This is a genomic window from Helicobacter pylori (assembly GCF_001653475.1).
Classification (GTDB): domain Bacteria; phylum Campylobacterota; class Campylobacteria; order Campylobacterales; family Helicobacteraceae; genus Helicobacter; species Helicobacter pylori_CM.
This window is the reverse complement of record NZ_CP011487.1, coordinates 1,262,582-1,287,152: the sequence shown is the minus strand read 5'-3', so window position 1 is coordinate 1,287,152 and position 24,571 is coordinate 1,262,582. Positions and strand designations below refer to the sequence as shown.

At 37.3% G+C, this 24,571-nt stretch carries 19 protein-coding genes and 3 pseudogenes; 13 read left to right on the top strand and 9 right to left on the bottom strand.

Annotated features, from left to right (window positions below):
- The first annotated feature begins 41 nt into the window (after positions 1–41).
- Positions 42–890, top strand: a complete 849-nt coding sequence (locus AA974_RS06270) for a DNA/RNA non-specific endonuclease (RefSeq protein ID WP_064433851.1) — start codon at positions 42–44, stop codon at positions 888–890.
- Between the two features lie 288 nt (positions 891–1,178).
- Here the strand turns inward: AA974_RS06270 and AA974_RS06260 are convergent, their stop codons facing one another.
- The 4 genes from AA974_RS06260 to AA974_RS08110 are packed head-to-tail and all read right to left on the bottom strand — an operon-like array spanning position 1,179 to position 5,415.
- The gene (locus AA974_RS06260; RefSeq protein ID WP_064433850.1) at positions 1,179–2,006 is read right to left on the bottom strand and encodes a prephenate dehydrogenase; all 828 of its coding nucleotides are present in this window, start codon (positions 2,004–2,006) and stop codon (positions 1,179–1,181) included.
- Between the two features lie 8 nt (positions 2,007–2,014).
- The gene (gene lon / locus AA974_RS06255; protein WP_064433849.1) at positions 2,015–4,510 is read right to left on the bottom strand and encodes an endopeptidase La; all 2,496 of its coding nucleotides are present in this window, start codon (positions 4,508–4,510) and stop codon (positions 2,015–2,017) included.
- A gap of 40 nt (positions 4,511–4,550) precedes the next feature.
- Positions 4,551–5,213, bottom strand: coding sequence for an outer membrane protein assembly factor BamD (locus AA974_RS06250; RefSeq protein WP_064433848.1), 663 nt, complete (start codon positions 5,211–5,213; stop codon positions 4,551–4,553).
- 10 nt (positions 5,214–5,223) lie between these two features.
- A complete protein-coding gene (locus AA974_RS08110) occupies positions 5,224–5,415 on the bottom strand; it encodes a hypothetical protein (RefSeq protein ID WP_064433847.1) in 192 nt (63 codons plus the stop codon).
- Between the two features lie 220 nt (positions 5,416–5,635).
- On the opposite strand from AA974_RS08110, the gene fliW reads away from it, so the two are divergent.
- Positions 5,636–6,025 carry a flagellar assembly protein FliW gene (gene fliW, locus AA974_RS06240; protein WP_064434083.1) on the top strand — a complete coding sequence of 130 codons (390 nt, stop codon included), beginning with the start codon at positions 5,636–5,638 and terminating at the stop codon, positions 6,023–6,025.
- Here the strand turns inward: fliW and AA974_RS08260 are convergent.
- Positions 5,983–6,170, bottom strand: a pseudogene (locus tag AA974_RS08260) (flavoprotein oxidoreductase). The gene fliW and the pseudogene AA974_RS08260 sit on opposite strands and share 43 nt — an antisense overlap.
- A gap of 48 nt (positions 6,171–6,218) precedes the next feature.
- On the opposite strand from AA974_RS08260, the gene fabZ reads away from it, so the two are divergent.
- Genes fabZ through mreC form a run of 5 tightly spaced genes read left to right on the top strand, consistent with a single transcriptional unit; the run spans position 6,219 to position 10,697 of the window.
- Entirely contained in the window at positions 6,219–6,698 is a 480-nt protein-coding gene (gene fabZ / locus AA974_RS06235; RefSeq protein WP_064433846.1) for a 3-hydroxyacyl-ACP dehydratase FabZ, read from the top strand.
- Between the two features lie 2 nt (positions 6,699–6,700).
- The gene (gene lpxA, locus AA974_RS06230; protein WP_064433845.1) at positions 6,701–7,513 is read left to right on the top strand and encodes an acyl-ACP--UDP-N-acetylglucosamine O-acyltransferase; all 813 of its coding nucleotides are present in this window, start codon (positions 6,701–6,703) and stop codon (positions 7,511–7,513) included.
- A gap of 1 nt (position 7,514) precedes the next feature.
- Entirely contained in the window at positions 7,515–8,861 is a 1,347-nt protein-coding gene (gene clpX / locus AA974_RS06225) for an ATP-dependent protease ATP-binding subunit ClpX (protein ID WP_064433844.1), read from the top strand.
- A gap of 42 nt (positions 8,862–8,903) precedes the next feature.
- Positions 8,904–9,947 carry a rod shape-determining protein gene (locus tag AA974_RS06220; RefSeq protein WP_000577745.1) on the top strand — a complete coding sequence of 348 codons (1,044 nt, stop codon included), beginning with the start codon at positions 8,904–8,906 and terminating at the stop codon, positions 9,945–9,947.
- Positions 9,948–9,950: 3 nt separating this feature from the next.
- Positions 9,951–10,697 carry a rod shape-determining protein MreC gene (mreC, locus tag AA974_RS06215; RefSeq protein ID WP_064433843.1) on the top strand — a complete coding sequence of 249 codons (747 nt, stop codon included), beginning with the start codon at positions 9,951–9,953 and terminating at the stop codon, positions 10,695–10,697.
- 56 nt (positions 10,698–10,753) lie between these two features.
- Here mreC and AA974_RS06210 read toward each other — a convergent pair whose 3' ends face one another.
- The 4 genes and pseudogenes from AA974_RS06210 to AA974_RS06200 form a co-directional block, all read right to left on the bottom strand.
- On the bottom strand, positions 10,754–13,663 hold the full coding sequence (locus tag AA974_RS06210) for a DEAD/DEAH box helicase family protein (RefSeq protein WP_064433842.1): 2,910 nt from the start codon (positions 13,661–13,663) through the stop codon (positions 10,754–10,756).
- Between the two features lie 9 nt (positions 13,664–13,672).
- Positions 13,673–14,747 (bottom strand): annotated as a pseudogene (locus tag AA974_RS08200) (DNA methyltransferase).
- Complete coding sequence (locus tag AA974_RS08195; RefSeq protein WP_080471056.1) at positions 14,731–16,155, bottom strand: DNA methyltransferase; 1,425 nt, start codon at positions 16,153–16,155, stop codon at positions 14,731–14,733. Before AA974_RS08195 ends, AA974_RS08200 begins: the two are co-directional and overlap by 17 nt.
- 201 nt (positions 16,156–16,356) lie before the next feature.
- Positions 16,357–17,814, bottom strand: a complete 1,458-nt coding sequence (locus AA974_RS06200; RefSeq protein WP_064433841.1) for a glycosyltransferase family 9 protein — start codon at positions 17,812–17,814, stop codon at positions 16,357–16,359.
- A 545-nt stretch (positions 17,815–18,359) separates the two neighbouring features.
- Here AA974_RS06200 and AA974_RS06195 point away from each other — a divergent pair.
- From AA974_RS06195 to AA974_RS06170, 6 genes and pseudogenes are all read left to right on the top strand, one after another.
- Positions 18,360–19,223: a DNA-methyltransferase gene (locus AA974_RS06195; RefSeq protein WP_064433840.1), complete on the top strand. Its 864-nt coding sequence runs from the start codon at positions 18,360–18,362 to the stop codon at positions 19,221–19,223.
- Complete coding sequence (locus AA974_RS06190) at positions 19,210–19,992, top strand: site-specific DNA-methyltransferase (RefSeq protein ID WP_064433839.1); 783 nt, start codon at positions 19,210–19,212, stop codon at positions 19,990–19,992. The genes AA974_RS06195 and AA974_RS06190 overlap by 14 nt, the downstream gene beginning before the upstream one ends.
- Positions 19,993–20,007: 15 nt before the next feature.
- Positions 20,008–21,253 (top strand): annotated as a pseudogene (locus tag AA974_RS06185) (restriction endonuclease subunit R).
- A gap of 89 nt (positions 21,254–21,342) precedes the next feature.
- Positions 21,343–21,984, top strand: a complete 642-nt coding sequence (gene crdR / locus AA974_RS06180) for a copper response regulator transcription factor CrdR (protein WP_064433838.1) — start codon at positions 21,343–21,345, stop codon at positions 21,982–21,984.
- Positions 21,950–23,164 (top strand): copper-sensing histidine kinase CrdS, encoded by a 1,215-nt coding sequence (crdS, locus tag AA974_RS06175; RefSeq protein ID WP_080471055.1) that lies wholly within the window; start codon positions 21,950–21,952, stop codon positions 23,162–23,164. The genes crdR and crdS overlap by 35 nt, the downstream gene beginning before the upstream one ends.
- Positions 23,165–23,166: 2 nt before the next feature.
- Positions 23,167–24,561 carry a bifunctional ADP-dependent NAD(P)H-hydrate dehydratase/NAD(P)H-hydrate epimerase gene (locus AA974_RS06170; RefSeq protein ID WP_064433837.1) on the top strand — a complete coding sequence of 465 codons (1,395 nt, stop codon included), beginning with the start codon at positions 23,167–23,169 and terminating at the stop codon, positions 24,559–24,561.
- Positions 24,562–24,571: the final 10 nt, after the last annotated feature.

Here is a 24,571-nt window from a genome sequence, read left to right as displayed (position 1 = left end):
AGATTATTGTAGTATTCAAGCCAATCAAAAAGGAGCAAAACATGAAAACCTTTAAAAACCTGCTCTGTTTTAGCCTTTTCGCTATGAGTTGGCTCCAAGCGGACATGCTGGATAATTTCACTAATGCGATTAACAGCTACACCGCTAAAAAGCTTAATGAAATCAAAAATCAAGTAAATAGTGCTAACCCCACTAAGACCTATGCTAATGGCATGCTCACTGACATTGATTGTAAAGTCTTAAAAAATAACTTTTATTCGGTGTGTTATTCTAGCGAGTTAAAAAACCCTATTTATGGCGTGAGCGTGTTGTTTGGGGATTTAGTGGATAAAAATAATATTGAAAAACGCTATGAGTTTAAAACGGACACACGATTAGCAAAATACCAACAAGCCACGACACAAGATTACACAAGAAGCGGTTTTGATAGGGGGCATTTTGTGGCGAATGACGCTTCTTTTGATTTTGCGTCTAACCCTTTAAGAGAGACTTACAGAATGACTAACATCACCCCTGAAGCCAAAAACACCAACAGGCATTCTGTTTTGTTAGTAGAAAAAGAGGGCCGTAATTTGGCTAGGAAATACCATCAAGTTTTAGTAGAAGAACTCACCATCATCAAACAAGGTTATAGGACTTTTAGCTCTAAAAATATCGCTATCCCTAGCGGATTTTGGTACCACTATGATATAAGCTTAACGGATAGCTATGAAAACGCTAAAAGCGAATGTTTTTATATCCCTAATGACAACCAAAAGTATCCCTTACAAGCAATGAGAAGAGATTGTAAAGAATATGAGCGAGTGGAAAAGCAAGTGGTTTTTAAGAACAATAAAAACGCTGAATTGAATGAATTGTCTAAGTATCTTAACAACGCTAAGAAGTATTAAAACCGCCCTTAAAATGCCCATAAAAACACCGGTATTTTTGATAAAAAGGTTTAAGAAATCACATTCCTAAACGGCTAAAATTTGTTTTTTGTTGGAAGCGATAAGGACTTCATAGGTATTGGCAAAAAAAATGGGATAAAAACTATTATTATATTACAATTGTGGAAAATACAATAATAGATCCGGATTTAAGATAATTTCTTATAGTTGTTTGCTGATTTGCTAGATCAAGCCATGCTATCCGTATGAAACAGCCTATAATCAATAAAGACAATCCAAAAATACCCCTTACATGAACTCCTGGAGTTTGTTCGCTTGTGCCATCCATTCTGCAAGGCTTTCATAATCGTTATTTTCTATCCAAGCCTTAGCTTGCACGATTTCTTTTTCGCATTTTTTAACCGCTTCTAAGACATTGTCTCGGTTTTGTTTGAAAATATCTTTCCACATTAAAGGCGAGCTTTTAGACAAACGGCTCATATCCCTAAAACCCCCACCCGCTAAGGATAGAATCATCTCTGGGTCATTTTGCTTTAAAACGCTATTAGCTAACGCATAGCTCAAAACATGGGGTAAATGGCTGATATAAGCCACATGGGCGTCATGCTCGTTGGATTTCATTTTGATCAAGCGCGCTTTAATGCCTAAAAAGATTTCTTTAGCGATCTCTACTTGCTCAGTCCCTGAATCTTCTAAATCGCACAATATCACAAGAGCATTTTCATATAGCCCCTTAACGCTCGCTTTAGGGCCATAAAACTCTGTCCCGCACATGGGGTGCGCGGCGATGAAATTCTTACGAATGCTTTTAGGAATATTGTGAATGATTTGTGCTTTAGCGCCCCCTAAATCAATAATCGTTGTGCTTTTTTTAACGGGAGTCATTTTTTTCAAACATTCAATGATGCCCTCAACCGGAATGGCCAAAAAAATCACATCGCATTCTAAAATCTTTTCAAATTCCACGCATTCATCTACAAGCCCCAAAGTCAAAGCCAATTTAGCATGCAAAGCGTTATGATCATAGCCTATGACGCTTTTAAAACGCCCCAATTCTTGTAAGGCCAGCCCCAAACTCCCCCCCATAAGCCCTAAACCAATAATGCCTATTTTCATGTCAAATGTTAAAGTAAAGTTTTTTCTAACACTTCAGCGATGTTTTTCACCGCAACGATATTTAAATTCTCTCGTACTTCAGCAGGGATTTCATCTAAATCCCTTTCGTAATTTTTGACAGGAATGAGAGCGGTTTTAATGCCGGCTTTAAAAGCGGCAATCAATTTTTCTTTCAACCCTCCTATGGGTAAAACTTCCCCGCTCAAAGTCAATTCGCCTGTCATTGCCACTTCGCTTCTTGTAGCCCTATCGCATAAAATGCTCGCCATCACGCTCGCCATAGCGATCCCAGCACTCGGACCGTCTTTAGGCGTAGCCCCCTCAGGGACATGCAAGTGCAAATCATAAGCGTTATAGACTTTCAGCGCTTTTTTCTTTTTCTTGCCCTCTGCATCTTTAGGGGTTTCGCTAGGGATTGTAGGCGCTTTTAAGGTTTCGTTATCCAATAAGACTTTGACAACAGAAAAAGCAATAATGGCGGATTCTTTCATCACATCGCCTAGGCTCCCTGTGAGTTTCAATTCCCCCTTGCCTCTAATCTTAACCGCTTCAATTTTAAGCACATCACCGCCTACTGGAGTCCATGCCAAACCATTGATAATACCGATTTTATTTTCTTCATCTATGGGGTCAATTTCAAACACCATGCGTTCTAAATATTCTTTAAGGTTGCTGGGCGTGATAGAGACACAGAAATCTTTGTTTCCACCTCTCTTTTCGTTTTCTTCATTTTCGCTTTTTTTATCTTCGCCTTTTTTGGTTCGCCCTTTTTTGTGCGGATTGTCTTCTAGGTATTTTAACGCCACTTTACGCATAATCGTTGCGATTTGTCTTCGTAAATCCCTAACGCCCGCTTCTCTGGTGTATTTTTCAATAATGAGTTTCAAACACTCATGGCTAATCTCAACTTCGCTAGGCTTTAAGGCGTGCTTTTCTAATTCTTGGGGGATGAGATAGTTTTTAGCGATTTCTTCTTTTTCATTAGGCGTGTAGCTGGACACGCTGATAAATTCCATTCTGTCTCTTAAGGGGGCTGGGATCCTGTCAATATTATTAGCGGTAGCGATAAAAATCACTTGCGATAAATCAATGCTAAAATTCGCATAATGATCCCTAAAAGCGGCATTTTGCTCAGGGTCTAAGATCTCTAATAAAGCGCTCGCTGGATCACCCCTAACGCTCCTATCCACCTTATCAATTTCATCTAAAACCATGACCGGATTCATCTTTTTAGCTTCAATAAGCCCTTGGACAATGCGCCCAGGCATTGAGCCTATATAAGTGCGTCTGTGCCCTCTTAATTCATTCACATCTTCTAAGCCCCCCAAAGCGATCCTGACTAAAGGGCGTTCTATCGCTTTAGCAATGGAATTAGCTAAACTCGTTTTACCCACGCCAGGAGGCCCATAAAAGCATAAAATCGTGCCTTTAGCTTTGTCCTTTTTTTCTTGCTTTTTCTTGTGGCGCATTTCTAAAAGCTGCATGGTGGCAAAGTATTCTATAATACGCTCTTTAGGCCTTTTTAAGGAATAATGATCGTTATCTAATTGCTCTTTCACATGCTTAATGTCAAGCGCTTTTTTTTTATATTGCCCAAAAGGCACATCCAGCATGGTTTCAATATAATTTTGTAAAGTCGCACTATCAGAGCTATCCGCATGGGTTCGGCTTAGTCGGTCAATTTGCTTTTTAATCTCCTTAAACGCTTCTTCTTTTAAAAAAGGCTTGATGCTTTCTAGTTTTTGGTAGTATTGGTTTAAATCCTCATCTCGTTGTTTGTCTGTGCCAAGCTCTTTTTGGATTTGTTTGAGCTGCTCTTTTAAGAAATATTCCTTATTAGTTTGCTCCATTTTTTGATGGACTTTGGACTTGATTTCTTTTTGGAGTTTTTGGGTTTTAGTCTCTTCTATCACAATATCAATCAAATCCAACAAGCGCTGTTCGGTGTTGTTGCTGGCAAAAAGAGAATACGCTTGATCTTTTTTCAAATGCAAGGCCGCTGCGATTAAATCAGCGATGCGGTTAGGATCGTCATTGTCTTCTAAAGCCTTGATTAAATCCGGGGGAAAGAGTGAGCTGACATTGGCTAGAGTGATCACTTTTTCTTTTAGCACTTCCACGATAGCTTGAATGTTTTCTTTATCGTATTCTAAATATTCAATAGGGCTTATTTGGGCTTCTAAAAAGCCTTGCTCGTTTTCTTTAGCAGGCTCTAAAATGCGCCCCTTAGCGATGCCATTAAAGAGCAATTTCACGCGCCCATTAGGCATGTTGGCTTCACGCATGATAGATCCAATCACCCCCACATCATAATAAGGGGCTTCATTGTCAGTCAATTTGTCTTTTTGGCATGCAATAAAGACTAATGATTTATTGTTTTTAGCGTAAGCTAGCGCCTTGATGCTCGCATTATTTTGCAAAAAAATAGGGGCTATCATAAAGGGGTATAAAAAGGTGTCTTCTTCTACCAATAAAGGCAGAATTTTAGGAAAATCTTCAGTCATTTTTCATCTCTCTGTTATAATTTGCATGGTTTGAAATATCCTACCAATCAAAAATTAACACATACCAAGGCATGTGCGATGGTTTGGGTTTAGTCTCTTTTTCTAAAGTCTCATCTATTCTTTCTAAATAGCGTTTCACACCCTCAGGCTTGTGGCGTTTTTTATAGACATTTGCGATCGCGCGATTGAGCTCGTTTTGCCCTAAAATGAATTTGATTTGCATGTATTCTACATAGGGGCGGTAACGGCTGTTAGGGTATTTTTCTATAAATTCGCCTAAACTCACAATAGAATTAGAGATAAATTCCTGGTCTTTAGAATGGTTTTTAAAAGCGTAATAATGCGATTGCAATTTTAAAAAGGTCAAATAATCCACATTGTCTTTCGTCCCAAAGCGCTTGATGTATTCATCAAAGTAAAAAGACGCTAAAACATACTCTTTCTTTTTCATGTGCGCTTGCCCTAAAGCGAGCATGGCCTCTGGGACAAGGGGGGAATTGATGTGTTCGCTTTGTAAAGAAGAATAGTAATTGTCCGCTGTTTCTAAATTAGCAAAAAGGATTTCTCTCAAAATCCCTTGATACCAAAAGATCGCCGGTTTGTTGTATTCGTCTTTTTTTTTCTTTTTGTTCGCACAACCGGTGCCTATAACAATCATTGCTATTGTGATAAAAAGGAAAGTTTTAAAATGTTTTAAACGCATGCCACTTGTCTTATAAAATTAAATTTTTGAATAACTCATGGTTATTTTTTCTTATCTTTCTTATTCTTCCCACCTTCTTCCCACCGAATAGTTTAAACACTATTTCTCCAATCAAGCACACCGTGCCAAAAATGTTCCACCCGTTGCTGTAATTAGATTTACTAGGATTATTTTTCTTGATTTGTGGTTTTATTTTACCCATTTCTTACTCCTTGTTATATTTTATAATCATTTAGTTAAAACTTCCATCATGGTTTGAGTTATTGAGATTGTACCCAAAAACTAGCAAAAATTGATTTTACCAAAATTGTTTGATATAATACAGAGTTTTTAGTTTAAAAATCATTGAGCGCTGGTTTTAAGGCGGTCTCTATTCTTTAAGGAGAAGATTTTGTGCTTTTTTAAAGGGAATGCAATCGCCTATGATTTTTGATGTGAAAGCGCCTATATTAGGGTTTGAAACTATTCATAAAATGCGTTTGCAAAAGATTGATGAAATCTTTTTGCGTTTGAATAGTGCCGAAGATGATTTTGTGGTGTCTTTCACGCTGGTTAATCCCTTTGCTTTAAGAAAATACGAATTTGAAGTGCCTACCCCCTTAAAGATCCTTTTAGAATTAGAGGGAGCAAAGAGCGTTCTAGTCGCTAATATCATGGTCGTTCAAACCCCCATTGAGCGTTCCACCGTGAATTATTTAGCCCCTTTAATTTTCAATTTGGACAAGCAACTCATGGGGCAAGTGGTTTTGGATTCTAACAAATACCCACACTACCATTTAAGAGAGAATATTCTAAGCCACACGCATGAATGACACATGAGCGGTGCATGAGTGGTGCATAAGCGGTGTTTGAATAAAGCGTTTCTTTAAGCTTATGGCACAACGCATTGGTGTTTTTGCAAATACAAGCGAGCGGTTTTCTTATGGTATAATAGCAGTTATTTTTTAGAATAACCAACGCTAAAAATAGCGCTTTAATTGAATCCAAAACAAGGAGTTTATTTTTATGGAATCAAGCCGTCAAAACTTACAATCTCAATTTTTTATAGAGCATATCTTACAGATTTTACCTCACCGCTATCCCATGCTATTGGTAGACAGAGTAGTGGATCTAGAAGCCAATAAAAAAATTGTCGCTTATAAGAATATCACTTTTAATGAAGATGTGTTTAATGGGCATTTCCCCAATAAACCCATTTTCCCGGGCGTTTTGATCGTAGAGGGCATGGCGCAAACGGGAGGGTTTTTAGCCTTCACTAGCTTGTGGGGGTTTGACCCTGAAATAGCCAAAACAAAGATCGTGTATTTCATGACGATTGACAAGGTTAAATTCCGTATTCCTGTAACCCCAGGCGACAGATTAGAATACCATTTAGAAGTCTTAAAGCATAAAGGCATGATCTGGCAAGTGGGTGGCACGGCTCAAGTGGATGGCAAAGTGGCCGCTGAAGCCGAATTGAAAGCCATGATCGCAGAGAGAGATTAAAAATGAGTAAAATTGCAAAAACAGCCATTATCTCTCCTAAAGCAGAGATTGGCAAGGGCGTAGAGATTGGGGAATTTTGCGTTATTGGGGATCATATCAAGCTCAATGATGGCGTGAAACTCCATAACAATGTAACCTTACAAGGGCATACTTTCATTGGAAAAAACACCGAAATTTTTCCTTTTGCCGTGCTAGGCACACAGCCTCAAGATTTAAAATACAAGGGCGAATACAGCGAACTGATTGTTGGAGAAGACAACCTTATTCGGGAATTTTGCATGATAAATCCCGGCACGGAAGGGGGGATTAAAAAAACCATTATTAGGGATAAAAACCTGCTCATGGCTTATGTGCATGTCGCTCATGATTGCGTGATTGGCAGTCATTGCATTTTAGCTAATGGCGTAACTTTAGCAGGGCATATTGAAATAGGCGATTATGTCAATATTGGCGGTCTTACAGCGATCCATCAGTTTGTGCGTATCGCTAAAGGGTGCATGATAGCCGGTAAGAGCGCTTTAGGCAAAGATGTGCCGCCTTATTGCACCGTAGAGGGCAATCGCGCTTTTATTAGGGGGTTAAACCGCCACAGGATGCGCCAATTGCTAGAGAGCAAGGATATTGATTTCATCCATGCACTTTATAAGAGGTTGTTCCGCCCTGTCTCCTCCTTGCGAGAGAGCGCTAAATTAGAGTTAGAAGAGCATGCCAATAACCCTTTTGTAAAAGAGATTTGCTCTTTTATTTTAGAGAGTTCTAGGGGCGTGGCGTATAAGTCAAGCGAATATTCTAGCGAAGAAAAACAAGAGGAATAACATGAACGAAACGCTTTATTGCAGTTTTTGCAAAAAACCAGAATCAAGAGATCCCAAAAAACGCCGCATTATTTTTGCGAGCAATCTCAATAAAGATGTGTGCGTGTGCGAATATTGTATAGATGTGATGCATGGGGAATTGCACAAATACGACAGAATGGATTCTTTATTCGCGCTCAAAAGAGATCGATTGAGAAGAATGGAATCAAGCGCTCATGAAGAAGAGTTTTTGCTCTCTCACATTCCAGCCCCTAAAGAGCTTAAGGCGGTTTTAGATAATTATGTGATAGGGCAAGAGCAGGCCAAAAAGGTTTTTTCCGTAGCCGTGTATAACCATTACAAACGCTTATCTTTTAAAGAAAAACTCAAAAAACAAGACAACCAAGACAGCGATTTAGAGTTAGAGCATTTAGAAGAAGTGGAGTTGAGCAAGTCTAATATTTTATTGATCGGCCCTACAGGATCGGGCAAAACTTTAATGGCGCAAACTCTAGCCAAGCATTTGGATATTCCTATCGCTATTAGCGATGCGACCAGCTTGACTGAAGCGGGTTATGTGGGCGAAGATGTGGAAAATATCCTTACAAGATTGTTGCAAGCGAGCGATTGGAATGTTCAAAAAGCCCAAAAAGGCATTGTGTTTATTGATGAGATCGATAAAATCAGCCGTTTGTCAGAAAACCGCTCTATCACTAGAGATGTTTCTGGCGAGGGCGTTCAGCAAGCGTTGTTGAAAATCGTTGAAGGCTCTTTAGTGAATATCCCCCCCAAAGGCGGCAGAAAGCACCCTGAGGGCAATTTCATTCAAATTGACACGAGCGATATTTTATTCATTTGTGCCGGAGCGTTTGACGGGTTAGCGGAAATCATTAAAAAACGCACCACGCAAAATGTGTTGGGTTTCACTCAAGAAAAGATGAGCAAAAAAGAGCAAGAAGCGATCTTGCATTTAGTCCAAACCCATGACTTGGTTACTTATGGGCTTATCCCTGAGCTTATCGGCCGTTTGCCGGTTTTAAGCACGCTAGATAGTATCAGTTTGGAAGCGATGGTGGATATTTTACAAAAACCTAAAAACGCCCTAATTAAGCAATACCAGCAACTTTTCAAAATGGATGAGGTGGATTTAGTGTTTGAAGAAGAAGCGATTAAAGAAATCGCTAGACTCGCTTTAGAGCGAAAAACTGGGGCTAGGGGCTTGAGGGCGATCATTGAAGATTTTTGTTTGGATATTATGTTTGATTTACCCAAGCTTAAAGGATCGGAAGTGCGTATCACCAAAGATTGTGTTTTAAAACAAGCTGAACCTTTGATCATTGCTAAAACGCATTCTAAAATGCTTCCTTAAAAAATACGCTTATAAATTTAATGATAAAGGATTAGAAAGGGCATGATTTTTAGCAAATTAATCGGTTTGTTTTCGCATGATATTGCCATAGATTTAGGCACGGCTAACACGATTGTGTTGGTCAAAGGGCAGGGCATTATTATCAATGAGCCTTCTATTGTGGCGGTGCGCATGGGGTTGTTTGATTCTAAAGCTTATGATATTTTGGCAGTGGGGAGTGAGGCTAAAGAAATGCTAGGTAAAACCCCTAACAGCATCAGAGCGATTCGCCCCATGAAAGATGGCGTGATTGCCGATTATGACATTACCGCTAAAATGATTCGTTACTTTATTGAAAAAGCGCACAAACGAAAGACATGGATTCGCCCGCGCATCATGGTGTGCGTGCCTTATGGATTGACAAGCGTGGAAAGGAATGCGGTTAAAGAGAGCGCTTTAAGCGCTGGGGCTAGAGAAGTCTTTTTGATTGAAGAGCCTATGGCAGCCGCGATTGGAGCAGGCTTGCCGGTGAAAGAGCCTCAAGGGAGTTTGATCGTGGATATTGGCGGCGGCACGACTGAAATTGGCGTGATCAGTCTTGGGGGATTAGTCATTTCTAAAAGCATTAGAGTGGCCGGGGATAAATTGGATCAAAGCATCGTGGAATATATCCGCAAGAAATTCAATCTGTTGATAGGGGAACGCACCGGCGAAGAGATTAAAATTGAAATCGGTTGCGCGATCAAATTGGATCCGCCTCTCACGATGGAAGTGTCAGGGAGGGATCAAGTGAGCGGGCTATTGCACACGATTGAATTGAGCTCTGATGATGTGTTTGAAGCAATTAAAGATCAGGTGAGAGAAATCTCTAGCGCTTTAAGGAGCGTGCTTGAAGAAGTGAAGCCGGATTTGGCTAGAGACATTGTGCAAAATGGCGTGGTGCTTACCGGCGGTGGGGCTTTGATTAAGGGCTTAGACAAGTATTTAAGTGATATGGTTAAACTCCCTGTGTATGTGGGCGATGAGCCTTTATTGGCCGTAGCCAAAGGCACAGGAGAAGCCATACAGGATTTGGATTTACTCAGCCGTGTGGGTTTTAGTGAATAATGCATGCGTTTTTATTTTAAATTCCTTTGGCTTTTAGGGATTTTTCTTATTTTTTATTTTTTAGATTTTAAGGGCAGTTCTTCTTATATCAGCGACAGGATTAAAAATGCCTTGATGGGCGCTAAAAACAGCTTATTGGACAACATTCAAGCGTATTTTTTTCAAGCCAAAAACATTAAGGAATTTCAAAAAGAACGCTTGATTTTAGAAGCTTTAAAACTAGAAAACGCTGATTTGAAAGAGCGTTTGAACAGCGTTTATCCTTTAGAAAAGCCAAAAATGATCTATACCCCCACTTTTATGACTTCATTCATCAGTTTAGAAGACACGCACAGCGTTTCTCTCAACCCTATCATGAATTTAGAAGAAAATAAGATTTATGGCCTTGTCTCTCACAATCAAGCCATAGGCATTGCCGTGCTAGAAAAAGGGCGCTTGAACGGGTTTTTGAACGCTCACAAGCGGTGCGCTTATAGCGTGATGATAGGCAAAAATCAAGTGTTAGGCTTTATAGGATCTAATTTCAAGCAAGAATTAGTCGTGGATTTTATTGTCCCTAACGCTGAAATCAACATAGGCGATCAAGTGCTAACGAGCGGGCTAGACGGGATTTTTGGAGCGGGGGTGTTTGTGGGCGAAGTTTCAAGTATTGAAGATCATTACACTTATAAAAGTGCGGTGTTGAAAAACGCTTTTTTAAGCGACGCCAAACTTTTAAGGCATGTGTTTTTAAGCGATGTGAAAAACTAGCGTTACATTCAAGGCTAATTCAAGCGGATCTTTTAACCCCTTTCAATCAATTTAGGCTATAAGGTTAGAAAAAAATCTTTTAATTTATCTTTTTTAATCCAATAATCTCTATAGTTCTCCCCCACATCATCCTTATTTCCATAAAATTTTAAAACCACTTTGATTTTGAAATGGGGATTGTCTTTAGAGTTAAAAACCCTATCTTTAAAAAGGTTTTTATACGCATCTGCTTTGCGTTCGTATTCAGTGTGTTTGGTCCCTTTAGGATCAATGAAACAAATGATTTGCGTGTCGCCTTTTTGGAGCCAAAAGATAAAATCAGGGAAAAAGCGCCTTTCTATAATGTGTTCTCCTATATAAGGGATAAACAAATTGTCTAAGCTCTCATCAATCTTGCTGAACGCCCAAAAATCATATTTTTCTCGCAGCGTTTCTATAGCTTCTTGTTGTAGTTCTTTTAAAAAATCAATTTCACTTTCTACTTTAACCACATGCTTAAGCCAATCGCAGTTTTTAGCTTTAATTAAAGGGGTGTAGTAATGCTCTTTGAGTTTTAACAGCTCTGCATCATCAACTTTAAAGGTTTTGTCCTGTTTGTGTTTTTCTGTATCATAAGGATCGATCTCGCCTTGTGCGATTTTTTCTTTTAGAGTTTCTCTATCCAAAGGCGCATACTCTTTCACTTCTTGGATGGTTTTAATCAACGCTTCTTTTTTGCCCGCTTTAACTTTGATCCTTTTAAAGTGCACGATTTTCTCACTATCTAGGGTGTTAAACTCATCTCTAGGCACTTTTTGATTGGGGTATAGCTTGCCTTTAATTTCAGAAATCATGTAATCTAAATCTTTATAATGCCAATTTGATACCTTTTTAAAATGTGCTTTTTGTATCATTTCTTTTAACTGCTTGTAATCTTTAGGGTCATAAATTTCATGCTTTAAAATAAAATGCTTTTCGCTCATCAAATTAAAATACTCTTTTAAATCCTTAAAATTTTCTTTGCTCATTTTAAACGAAGCACTCTCAGGAAGTTTAAGAGCGCTTGTTTGTTCTTTTTTGTAGCAAGGCACGAATAATGCGTGTTCCATGAGCGTTTTTTCTAATTTGATTTCACGCCAAGAACCTCTATCCTCACCCCTATTTTCGCTCTCTTTTTGGATCTTTAAAATCGCTTTAAGGCTTGCAGAATTAGTGGGTATCACGAAAAGCGTTTCTAGCATTGCAGCGTTTGGTTTTAAGGCTTTTTTAATGGAATGATCGATCTCTAAATACGCTAACCTCTGGCGTTGGTTTTTGACGCTTTCAATCCTTACGCCCCTGCCAAAAGATTGTTTCACCAGCTTTTTAGCGTCATCATAAAGCCCTATATTGAGGAATAAAATCACGCTAGGCCTTGTGCTATCCCACCCGGTTTCAAAAGTGCGAGACCCCACTAAGATATTGATACTGCTTTTATCAATTTGGCTGAAATAGCTCTCTTCTTTAAAGCTCAAATTCTTGCTCACCACCTTCACGCTCTTTAATTTTTCATGGATCCATTCGGTAATATCGCCTATTCTAATCAAGCAAAAGACTTTATCGCTTGTGTTGAGCTTGAAAGCGATTTCTTGGTTGTTTTTAGGGTTAATAATTACTTCAATATGCCCGTTGCTGGCATAAAAAACTTCTTCTTTTAAGCCTTTAAAATCCATATTTCTTAAACTCTCTTTAAAAACCTGAACCTTATAGTCTTTATCTTTGTCATCGCTAAAAAGAAATTCCGGATCTTTTAATTCCTCTAATAAATCTTCTTTAGCCTTTATAAAATCGCTTCCATCGTCATTTTCAATCACGCGCGCTAAAGTTTTAAAAAAGATTTCCGCATCGCTGTTTTGAACATTCACAGAATGCGTGAACACGAGCATTAAAGGGTCATGAAAATAGCCTTCTATTTTATAGCGTTTTTGCATGCCTAAAAGCAATAACGCTTTTAAAAGAGCGATTTCTTTTTCCCTGTCGTTTAAATCTTTTAATGTTTTAAAAGCGTTTAAATTGTTCTTCTCCAATAAAACAGACTCTTTACCATAGCCAAGCTTCACCCACTCGCCCACGCTTAAATTATACACCGAAGTGATGAGATCGCTTTCTTCGGTGAAAGTGGCACTGAAATTGAATAAAAACCCTTTTAAAGACAGCAGACTAAAAATAGCCTGTCTTTTGCTCTCAGACTTGTTCCCCTTATGCGCTTCATCTAAAATCACATAGTTTTCCCCATTATCCCAATAATCCTTATAATTCAAAAGGTTTTCCTTGCTTTCTTCATCGCTCATCAAATCCGCGCGGTAGTAAAAAAGAGCGATTTTTTCAAAAAAACCTTTTGGAGCACGATGGAAATCTTTATGGGTAATGCTTTTAAGGTTTTTGAAATCAATTTGCTTGGAAAAGTCCTTACCCCGGTTGTATTTTTCAATTTCTTTTTCAAATTGCTTGATCAAATTTTCATTCGCGCTAAAAAACATGATATTTTTCTTAGGGATTAAATCCATTCCCATAGCCACGCTTAAAAGTTCTACAAGTTTGATAATGACAATCGTTTTACCGCTCCCTGTGGCCATGTAAAAGGCTAAGCGGTTGATAAAATTTTCAAAACTCACGCGATGATTTTCTACCTTAAAATAACCCTTTAACAAAGGATTGGGTTTTTTGTCAGTGAAATCGCAATTAGCGAATGAATAACACTCTTGATAAAACGCGTAAAATTCTTTTTTGTTTTCTTTAAAATCTTTAAAATAAGCGACAAGCATTCTAAAAGCGTTGATTAAAGCTTGCTGTTGGTAATCTAAAAGCTCTTTATTACTATCAAAGCTTTTAAAGTCTAACCTTTCTAACGGCTCGTTAATCTTATTAGTGTTGAATTCATCTTCAGCGAGTTTTTGAGCGACAAAAATTTCATTACCCCTTAAATCTTGTTGTTTTTTCTTTGCCATTATTCTTCCTTACCAACTGAGCGCTTCTTTTAAGGCTTTTAAGATCGCTACTTCTTTATCGTTCCCTTTAAATTTCACCACCTTTTCATTAAAAAACTCCACTCCAACCCCCCATAAATTTTCTAAAGTCTCTTTAATATCCACGCCCATTTTTTCTAGCGCATTTAAATTGAGCGTGTAAGATTCGTTTGCGCGTTCCACTAAATCGCTGTATTGTTCATCATAAGCTAAGGGTTTGTCATTGTCTTCATACTTGATTTTTCTCAAAATCTCTTCATAGCTTTTCCAACGCATAAACTTTCACCACCCCACCTCCATTAAATTCTTTAGCCACACCGCTTTTAAAACCGCCTATGACTTTTTTGATGCGCGGCACAATCACGCTGTCAAAATGCTCCCCCATTTCAATACCGATATACTTCCTGTTGAGTTTGTGCGCCACCGCGCAAGTCGTCCCGCTCCCAGCAAAAAAGTCTAACACGAGATCGTTTTCTTGGGTAGAGATTTCTAAAATTCTTGAAATTAGGGCTTCGGGTTTGGGGTTATTAAAAATCACTTCGTTTTCAAAAATAGCTTTTATTTCACTTGTTCCGCTTGTATGTAAGTCCATAAAATTGGTATCTACCATTAATTTTTCTCTCGGTTTAACCCAATATTCTATAGTGTTATGGTTATTTTTTCTTACAAAATCTAGTTCATTGCCAAGTGATTTATGATACTCATAATACTTTTTTAAATTATCAAAATTAGAATTTAAAAAGTCTTTGTAATTTTGCAATGCTTTCAACCCTTTTTCTTTGCTCCATTTCCATTGACCTTTTGCAATATTAACTCCATCTATTTCATAACGCATAGTAGGTCTATCCATATTAGAGTATAAACCTGCCCAAATACCTTCTTTTTGTTTTTCGTTAGCATCTTTAACATATGGATTAACATAATAAAAATTATCACTCTTTTTATAAACTAGAATATACTCAAAAGCTACATTTAGCGATTTGACTTGGTTAAATTGTGAATTTAAGCTTTTAGTTCCTCTTTTTACTACCAAGCAATTTGCAAAGTTATCACCCCCCCCCCCCATTAAAGACTTCGTCCATGAGCGCTTTTAAATAAGCCTGTTCGTTGTCATCAATGCTCACAAACATCACGCCTTTGTCGTTCAATAAGCTGTGCGCAAGCTCCAAGCGGTTATCCATCATGCACAGCCAGCTAGAGCGCTTGAAATTGTCCGCATAAATGAATTCATTGTTTTGCGTGTTGTAAGGTGGATCAATGTAAATGCAATCTATTGTTTCTTTATAGCGGTTTTTAAGAGAGTTTAGGGCTTGGTAGTTTTCGCTTTTAATGAGCGTGCCATTGATTTCATTTTCATTGAATTGGCTTTTAATCTCTTCTTCTAAATCTTTAAAATAGATAGTGTCTAGGGGTAAAAACTCATTTTCTGCAAGCCCTAAAAAATTGTCTGTGGTTTTTAAATTCAAGCCTTGCCATTCTTGGAGTTGTTTAGGGTAGTTTTTGTGGCTTGTGATTTTATTCAAATCGTAGTTTTTAGCTTTCAATCTGTCCAGGCTTACGATGAAATGCGAGTTTAATACAAAGCGTGGTTTGTTCCAAATCTTACAAAGTTCGTTTTCAAATTCGCTCACTAATGAAATCACTTCCAACGCCACTTCCTTAATGGTGTTGATTTCACTGAGGCGTTTGTCATCAAATGCAGTCATTTCTTTAAAAAGGTATTCAAACAAATACAAATCCAATTGCTCTTTTAAAAACCCTAGCGCATTTTTATGGATAAAATAATCCATACTGCCTTGCTTTTTGAATTTTACAAACGCTTTTTTTAAAACTTCTTCATCAAGTTCAATACCTTGACTGGAACATTCTTTTATAATTTCACTTATTTTTGTTTGATTCCCCTTACTGCTGAGAGTAACGCTAAAATTTAGGGTGTTGGTTTTTATGTCTATATTCTTTAGATTAAAGACTAAATCTATTTTTTCATTATTCTTTTTACTTTCTAATGAAGAAGCGTCAAAATTAAAAAGAAAATTTTCCCATTCAAAGCAAAAATCCTTATAAATCGTTTCGCTTTTCACATAATAAAGATCTTTGGTTTTATAAAATAAAGCGGTGTCTTTTTTAAGAGAGCATTTTTCATAATCGCTTTTAGTATAAAGGCTATCATAAAGGGGCGTGTCGTTGAAATAAATCCCTCCATTAGCGCTCAAATAACGCTTGAAAAAGCTATAGAGTTTGTCAAACAACTCTTCTTTGAGATCGTTGTTATTCTGGCATTTTAATTCAATGAGTTTTTCTAATTCTTTTTTTTTGCTTTGATAATACTGGCTCTTAGCCTTCATGAGATTGATTATGCCGTTTTTCACCGCTTTAGCGTTAGGTTCTAAAACGCTTTCTTGTCTGTCTTCAATCTTAACGCCTATAAAAAGGTTTTCTAAAACTTCATAAAATTGCGCTTCGTTCGTTTTCATTATGATAACGCTCCTTAAAAAACACATATTATAACGATGATTACCTTATTAGAAGTTTAGCAGGCATGTTATGAGAGCGCTAATTTCTAATCCATTTAAAAGAGCGTGAATTTGAAAAGAGTTCATGTAATGGCTCAGTGAAAAGCAGGTTTTTATGCTTTTACAATCTCAATGCTTATTCTCTAAAAACTTGCAACGCAATCAAACTCGTTCAAAATAGGTCATTTCTTTAAAATCAGATGGCGCATCTTCTTTCAAAAGATGAGGGGCAAAATGTTTGATGGTATCAATAATATCTTGCGGATTCACAACATCCACTGACGGGTGCGGCATAGTCATGGCTTTGAACATCCAGCTCTTAGGCCTAGAAATGATTTTTTGAAAATCCCTTGGATAGATCATGTGGATATTAGAGCCAATTTTCTTTGGGTAGGGGTGGAATCTTGGGCTTGAGAGACCCGAAGAGACTATGAACGCATAAGGGATTTTCAAACAAGCGGCTAAATGCGTGATGGAAGACTCATTGCCCATCACAAAACTAGCGTTCTTTAAAAGATGGAGGTATTCTATTAAGCCGGTTTGGTTGACTAAAGAAACGGCATTTTTGTGGCGTTTTAAAATGGAACTGGCAAGCTTTTCATCTTCTTTAGAGTTCCCGCAAAGAATGAGTTGGTAGCTAGGATTTAAAAAGTAGATCATCTCATCAAAGCGTTTATACACTCTAAAGCTATCGCTAGCTCCGAGATTCAACACGCCATAAGGTGGTTTTAGAATATCCTTAAACTTTTCACATTCAAAAGCGATGGGGAGTTTTAATTCAAGTTCAACAAACCCTATATCCACGCCTTTAAAATGCTTAAAAAAAGATTGAAAAAAATCTTGATTGGAATCATAGAGAAATTGGGGCACTTCTTTAGGATAGAACAAATGCGTATAAAAGCTTTTTCTAACTTCCCCTCTTTTTCTATAATCAGTCCTAAAGAAAGATTCTATTGGGTGGGTGCAAAAAACCCCCACTTTATTTTCGGCAATTAAGTGCTTTATAATAGCGTCTTCTTTAGTCAGAAAATAAAACATAGAACTATTAATGCATATCTCGTAGCTTTCTTTTCTTAAATGAGAAACATCTTCATAGCGTTTTCTCATGAATTTTGGGAGAAAAAATAACAATTCTTTTAATTTTGAAAGGCGTGAGCCACTAACGCCAATCCGCAAGTATTTTTCCCAATAAATGTTGTCTAAAAAGATAAACTTATCTATATATTTGGAATCGCAATGGGTTGCTATATCCTTGACAGTAGCGTTTCCAATAAAGGTGATTTCATGATCTTCAAAATATTTTTTAAAAAGAGGTAAAAAATTGCGATAGAGTGCATAATCCCCCAAGAGATCTAGCCGGAGAATGCATAAGGTTTTTTTACGAATGGGTGGAGGAGCAGGCTTTGTAAGGGTGAGCAATCTGTCTAGTTGGTTTTGGATGCGAATAAGGCTGTCTTTTTGAAAGCCATAACGACTGCTAAAGAACCTCCTAATAACAGGAATCTTTTGAATAAGAGGCGTTTTTGCAATGGTTGCAACCATCAAAACGAAAGCTATATAAGGGCAATAATAAAGATAAGATAATTTTGATTTTAAAAACAAAGAGAGTAAAGATTTCAAAAATAGCTCCTATTTTTAGCGCTCAATAGTGTAAAATTCACGCAAACCTTAAGAATAAACAAAGGTGTAATTATAGCAAAAAGTCTTTTATCAAAGCTGCATCTAATTAAATTTTTGTGTGAAAATCAATCAGTTTAATAAAGTGTGAAGCAGTCCAAACAACGCTCTTTATTATTCTAACGCCGTTGTTTCATCCTTACTTTTAGGGTGGCTGATTAGATAAGGGGTGTAAGTAGAGGTTGTGATTATGCAATTAGGTCTGTTCCAAATAAAATTGCGCTCCGTTCGTTTTCATTATAACGCTCCTTTAAAAACATAAAGAAGCATTATAACAAAGCCCGCTCATTAAGCGCTACAATAACCCCATGCAAAAAAAGATTTTTTTACTAGAAGACGATTACCTTTTAAGCGAGAGCGTTAGGGAGTTTGACTTATTGAAAATTTAGATTACCTTACTCTGACTCATTTTTTTTAAAATACCCCTATTTCATTGTAGAATTATCTCTGTGAAACCCGTTGAAGTTTAATAAAAGGTAAAAATAAGATTGAATATCAATAAAGTGTTTTATCATAGCAGCACCAACATGAATGAAGTGCCAGATAATAGCGTGGATTTGATCATCACAAGCCCGCCTTATTTCAACATCAAAGATTACACGAAAAATGGCACACAAGACTTGCAGCATTCAACCCAACATGTTGAAGATTTAGGGGCGTTAGAAAAATATGAATATTATCTTTTAGGTCTTTTAAAAGTTTGGCTTGAGTGCTACAGAGCGCTAAAACCAAATGGCAAGCTATGCATTAATGTGCCTTTAATGCCCATGCTTAAAAAGGTTTTAAACACGCACTATAACCGCCATATCTTTGATTTGCATGCTGATATTCAGCATTCCATTTTATATGATTTAAACAACACGCTAGAAAACAAGCCTAAAATGTTCTTGCTAGATGTCTATATTTGGAAACGCGCAAATCCTACTAAAAGATTGATGTTTGGGAGCTACCCTTATCCTAGAAATTTTTATGCGCAAAATACTATAGAATTTATCGGCGTGTTTGTCAAAGACGGCAAGCCCAAACAACCCACAGAAGAGCAAAAAGAACAAAGCCAACTGACTCAAGAAGAATGGGTGGAATTTACCAAACAAATTTGGGAAATCCCAATCCCTAATAAAAATGATATTGCTTTTGGCAAGCATGCGGCTTTAATGCCGGCTGAATTGGCAAGGCGTTTGATTAGATTGTATAGCTGCGTGGGCGATGTGGTGCTAGATCCATTTAGCGGGAGCGGGACAACCTTAAGAGAAGCAAAACTTTTAAAAAGAAATTTTATAGGTTATGAACTCTATGAAAATTATAAGCCCTTGATTGAGCAAAAATTAGGAAATTTGTTTGATTTTGAATAAGATTTACATAGAAGATGTTTTCACATTTTTAGACAAATTAGAAGATAAAAGCGTTGATTTAGCCATTATTGATCCCCCCTACAATCTTAAAATTGCTTCATGGGATAGTTTTAAAAATGACGAAGAGTTTTTAACATTTTCTTACGCTTGGATTGATAAAATGCTACCCAAACTTAAAGACACGGGGAGTTTTTATATCTTTAATACCCCTTTTAATTGTGCTTTATTTTTAGCGTATTTGCACCATAAAAAAGCACATTTTTTAAATTTTATCACTTGGGTTAAAAAAGATGGGTTTGCCAACGCCAAAAAGCGTTATAACCACGCACAAGAAAGCATTTTATTTTATAGCATGCACAAGAAAAACTACACTTTTAATGCCGATGAGATTCGCATCGCTTATGAATCCACCGAACGCATCAAACATGCTCAAAGTAAGGGGATTTTAAAAAATAACAAACGCTGGTTCCCTAACCCTAAGGGCAAATTATGCCTTGATGTGTGGGAAATCGCTTCACAAAGGCATGTTGAAAAAGAGAATGGTAAAATCCTTAAGCCAAAACACCCTAGCATTAAACCTAAAGCGCTTATTGAACGCATGATAAAGGCTAGCTCTCACAAAAACGATTTGATTTTAGATTTATTTAGTGGCAGTGGCATGACTAGCTTAGTGGCTAAAAGTTTGGAGCGTAATTTTATAGGGTGTGAAACCCATGCTGAATATGTGCATGAGAGTTTGGAAATGTTTAAGTATAATGAATGCGAATAAAAAAGGATATTTAACATGCCAAAATTAGGAAAAATTTTGTTAGAAATCACACAGCTTGACCCCAGTAAAGAGTGTTTGAAATTCTTAGCTGATCGTATAAGAAGCCCTGATTATAGGGGCTTACACTTATCCCAACACAATCGTTACGATCAAAATAAAATTAAAACCATTATTCAAGCTATTTTTAATGAAGTGGGAGAAGATCTTTTACAAATTCGCACCACCGATATGAGCAAACGCCCTAGCAATATAATAGGCGAAGAGGTTTATGCAAAAGTGGTTGGTAATATCTGCAAGTCTGGAATGCAAGTAACCCAAGATAGCTTGAGAAAAAATCTTTTTGTAGATATGCATAGAATGGGGTTGATTGAACGCTACAATAAAAATAAGGAACCTACAAACCCCTACATTCAAAGCAATATTTAAATATATCAGTTTAACTCTCTCAGCTATAGAATTTTTAAACGCGCAAGATTTGTTAAGAAAAAATTTTTGTTACACGCAAGCTTTAGAAAATCTTTTGCAAGGCTTTGGAGCAGAATGCAGAGAGGTTATGATAGAGCTTGACAACCATTATTTAGACATTGAAGAGATGATGTTTTTTGTTACATTTTTAAATATTGAAAATTTTACTAGAAGTGGAATTACAGAATATGTTAGAGAATACAGGAGTTTAAGCCGTATCCAAAAAGAAAAATTAAAAGAGTTAGTGCAAGATTATTGCAACCCTAACCATTTTAACGGAAATAAGCTAGAAAAGAGAGATTATCATAATTGGAAAAATCAAGCCCAACAAATTTTTAGCTTGTTGGAACAAAGCGTGTTTTTTGAGACCAATAAAGAGAGACTTATTTTAAAAACGCTCAATGAAGAAAACAAACAAAACGATAAAAAACTCAAACGCTCTATTAAAGAGAAAGCCCTTTATTTTGAAAAACATGGCGTTAAAAAAGAAAAGGGCTTTGAATTGCACCATATTGTGCCTTTATGCTTGGCTCGCTCTATAGAAGAATTTGATCTTTTGGATAAATGGGAAAATTTAATCTATATTGATGCTTTTAACCATGCGAGAATATCTCAAACGCAAAATAAACATATTTGTTTGTATTTTGAAAATTGCGATGTGATTTTATCTAAAGGATTAAAAGAAGAACAAGAAAGCCTTTATTTTACTTACATTAAAAATGTGTTATATAGACTTGATTTACAAGATGTTATGTTGGAATACAATAAAGATTTATTGCATTCTAAAAACGGCTGATAAAATAAAGCGGTGTCTTTTTAAAGAGAGCGTTTTTCATAACCGCTTTTAGAGTGTAAAGGCTATAGAATTAGCGCTACAATAACCCCATGCAAAAAAAGATTTTTTTACTAGAAGACGATTACCTTTTAAGCGAGAGCGTTAAGGAGTTTTTAGAGCATTTAGGCTATGAAGTGTTTTGTGCTTTTAACGGGAAAGAAGCTTATGAAAGGCTCTCTGCTGAGCGCTTTAACCTCTTGCTTTTAGATGTGCAAGTGCCTGAAATGAATAGCTTGGAATTGCTCAAACGCATCAAAAACGATTTTTTAATCTCTACGCCTGTGATTTTTATCACCGCCTTGCAGGATAACGCTACCTTAAAGAACGCTTTTAATTTAGGAGCGAGCGATTATTTGAAAAAGCCTTTTGATTTAGACGAATTGGAAGCGCGCATTAAACGATTTTTCAATGATGATCCCATAGAAATTATGCCTAACATTTTTTATTACCAACACTCTTTGAATATTAAAGGGAAAAAGGAAATCCTAGCGCCCAAAACCGCCCAACTTTTAGAATACTTTTTGGAACATAAAGGGCAAATCATTAGCTCTCAAGTGTTAGAAAATAATTTATGGGAGCAAGCTATTGATGATTCCACCTTACGCACTTATATTAAAGTGTTGCGCAAGCTTTTAGGTAAAAATTGCATAGAAACGCATAAGGGGGTGGGCTATCGCTTTAATCCACTATGAAAAAAAATCCCTTAAACTCTTTTTAGGGACTTATTTGGGCTCTTCGTTTGTGTTGATGCTAGTGATTAGCGTTTTAGCGTTTAACTATGAAAAAAACGAAAAAATCAGAATGATACGCATGGACATGGACAAAATGGCTTCTAAGATCGCTAGCGAAGCGATCGCTTTGCACATGCAAACGCATGGGGATTATCAAAACGCTTTAAACGCTCTGATTTCACGCTATAAAGACGCTTCCATAGCCCTTTTTGATAGCAAGAGACGCATTTTGTATTCTAATATCCCTGAAAGCGCGGATTTGATTAAAAACCATAAAAAAGCGGGCTTTTTTAGTTTCAAGGGGGAGTATTACTTATTCAGCGATGAAACTTTCGCTCACTTAGGCGTGGCTAAAATGCTTTTTAAAAATTCTAAACCCCTTCATTTTTCTTCTTTGTATCGTAACATTGTTTTGGTGTTTGTCATGGCGTTTTTATGCGTGATAGGGGTTTCTGTGTTTTTGGGGCGTTTGTTTTTAAAGCCCATTAGGAATGAAATCATTCGCATCGATCATTTTTTAAAAAACACCACGCATGAATTAAACACCCCCATGAGCGCTTTAGTCTTGTCTTTAAAAACCTTAGAAGATAAACAACAGCACCGTCGCATTAAAATCGCTATCCAGCGCATGAGTTTTTTATACCGCTCGCTCTCGTATTTAGTGATGCAAGATATTGATCGCCAATCCCCTATGCTTTTAGATTTAAAAGCCCTAATTACCAAAGAAAACACGCTTTTTAGCGAGATGATAGACTACCACAAGCTGGAATTTAAAAGCGATTTAGCGGGAGTGGTGTTTAAGGCTAAAGAGCAGGATTTCATTTCGCTTTATAGTAATTTGCTCATGAATGCGATCAAATACAGCGTCATGCATGGGTATATCCATATAGAGCTAACGCATGAGTTTTTGAAAGTGAAAAATTTAGGGTATGAAATCCCCAAAGATAAGATCGCAGAATTAAGCGTTCGTTATGCACGTTTCAATTCTAGCGTGTTGGGTTATGGTATAGGGCTAGATTTGGTGAAAAAAGTGTGCGAAAAGTATAGAATGCGTCTAGAAATTCATAGCGAACCCTCTTTAAAAGGATCGTTTCATGAAAATTCGTTTTGCGTTCAATTTCAAGGACAAGGACAAAGATAAAGATGCTTTCAGTGTATGAAAAAGTGAATGCCCTAGACAAAAGGGCGATTGGAGAATTTAATTTAAGCGAAGACATTTTAATGGAAAACGCTGCTATGGCTTTAGAAAGGGCGGTTTTACAAAACGCTTCTTTAGGCGCTAAAGTCATTATCCTTTGTGGGAGCGGGGATAATGGAGGCGATGGCTATGCGTTAGCCAGGCGTTTAGTGGGGCGATTTAAAACGCTAGTCTTTGAAATGAAATCAGCAAAAAGCCCCATGTGCCAATTGCAAAAAGAAAGGGCTAAAAAAGTAGGGGTAGCCATAAAAACATGGGAAGAAAAAAATAAAGATTCAGAATGCGATGTGTTAATAGATTGCGTGATAGGGAGCGATTTTAAGGGCGGATTAGAGCCGTTTTTAAACTTTGAAAGCCTTTCTCAAAAAGCACGCTTTAAGATTGCTTGCGATATTCCTAGCGGGATAGATTCTAAAGGCAGGGTGGATAAGAGGGCGTTTAAAGCGGACATGACTATCAGCATGGGTGCTATCAAATCATGCTTATTAAGCGATAGGGCTAAAGACTATACAGGGGAATTGAAAGTGGGGCATTTAGGGGTTTTTAATCAAATTTATGAGATCCCAACAGACACTTTTTTACTGGAAAAAAGCGATTTGAAACTGCCCTTAAGGGATAAAAAAAACGCTCATAAAGGCGATTACGGGCATGCGCATGTTCTTTTAGGGAAGCATAGCGGAGCCGGGTTATTGAGCGCTTTAAGCGCGTTAAGTTTTGGATCTGGAGTGGTGAGCGTTCAAGCGTTAGAATGCGAGATAACTTCCAGTAACAAGCCTTTGGAATTGGTTCTTTGTGAAAATTTCCCTAACCCGTTAAGCGCGTTCGCTCTTGGCATGGGGTTAGAGGGTTTCCCAAAGGATTTTAATAAGTGGCTTGAATTAGCCCCATGCGTCTTAGATGCGGGCGTTTTTTATCACAAAGAGGTGTTGCAAGCCTTAGAAAAAGAAGCCGTTTTAACCCCTCACCCTAAAGAGTTTTTATCGTTGTTAAAATTAGCGGGGATCAATATAAGCATGCTAGAATTGTTAGACAATAAACTAGAAATCGCAAGGGATTTTTCTCAAAAATACCCCAAGGTGGTGTTGCTTTTAAAGGGGGCTAATACCCTAATCGCTCATCAAGGGCAGGTTTTTATCAACATTTTAGGGAGCGTGGCTTTGGCCAAAGCAGGGAGTGGCGATGTGTTAGCGGGGCTTATTTTAAGCTTGCTTTCTCAAAATTACACGCCTCTAGACGCCGCTATTAACGCAAGTTTAGCGCACGCTCTAGCGAGTTTAGAATTTAAGAGCAATTACGCTTTAACGCCCCTGGATTTGATAGAAAAGATCAAACGATTATAAAAAGGATGAA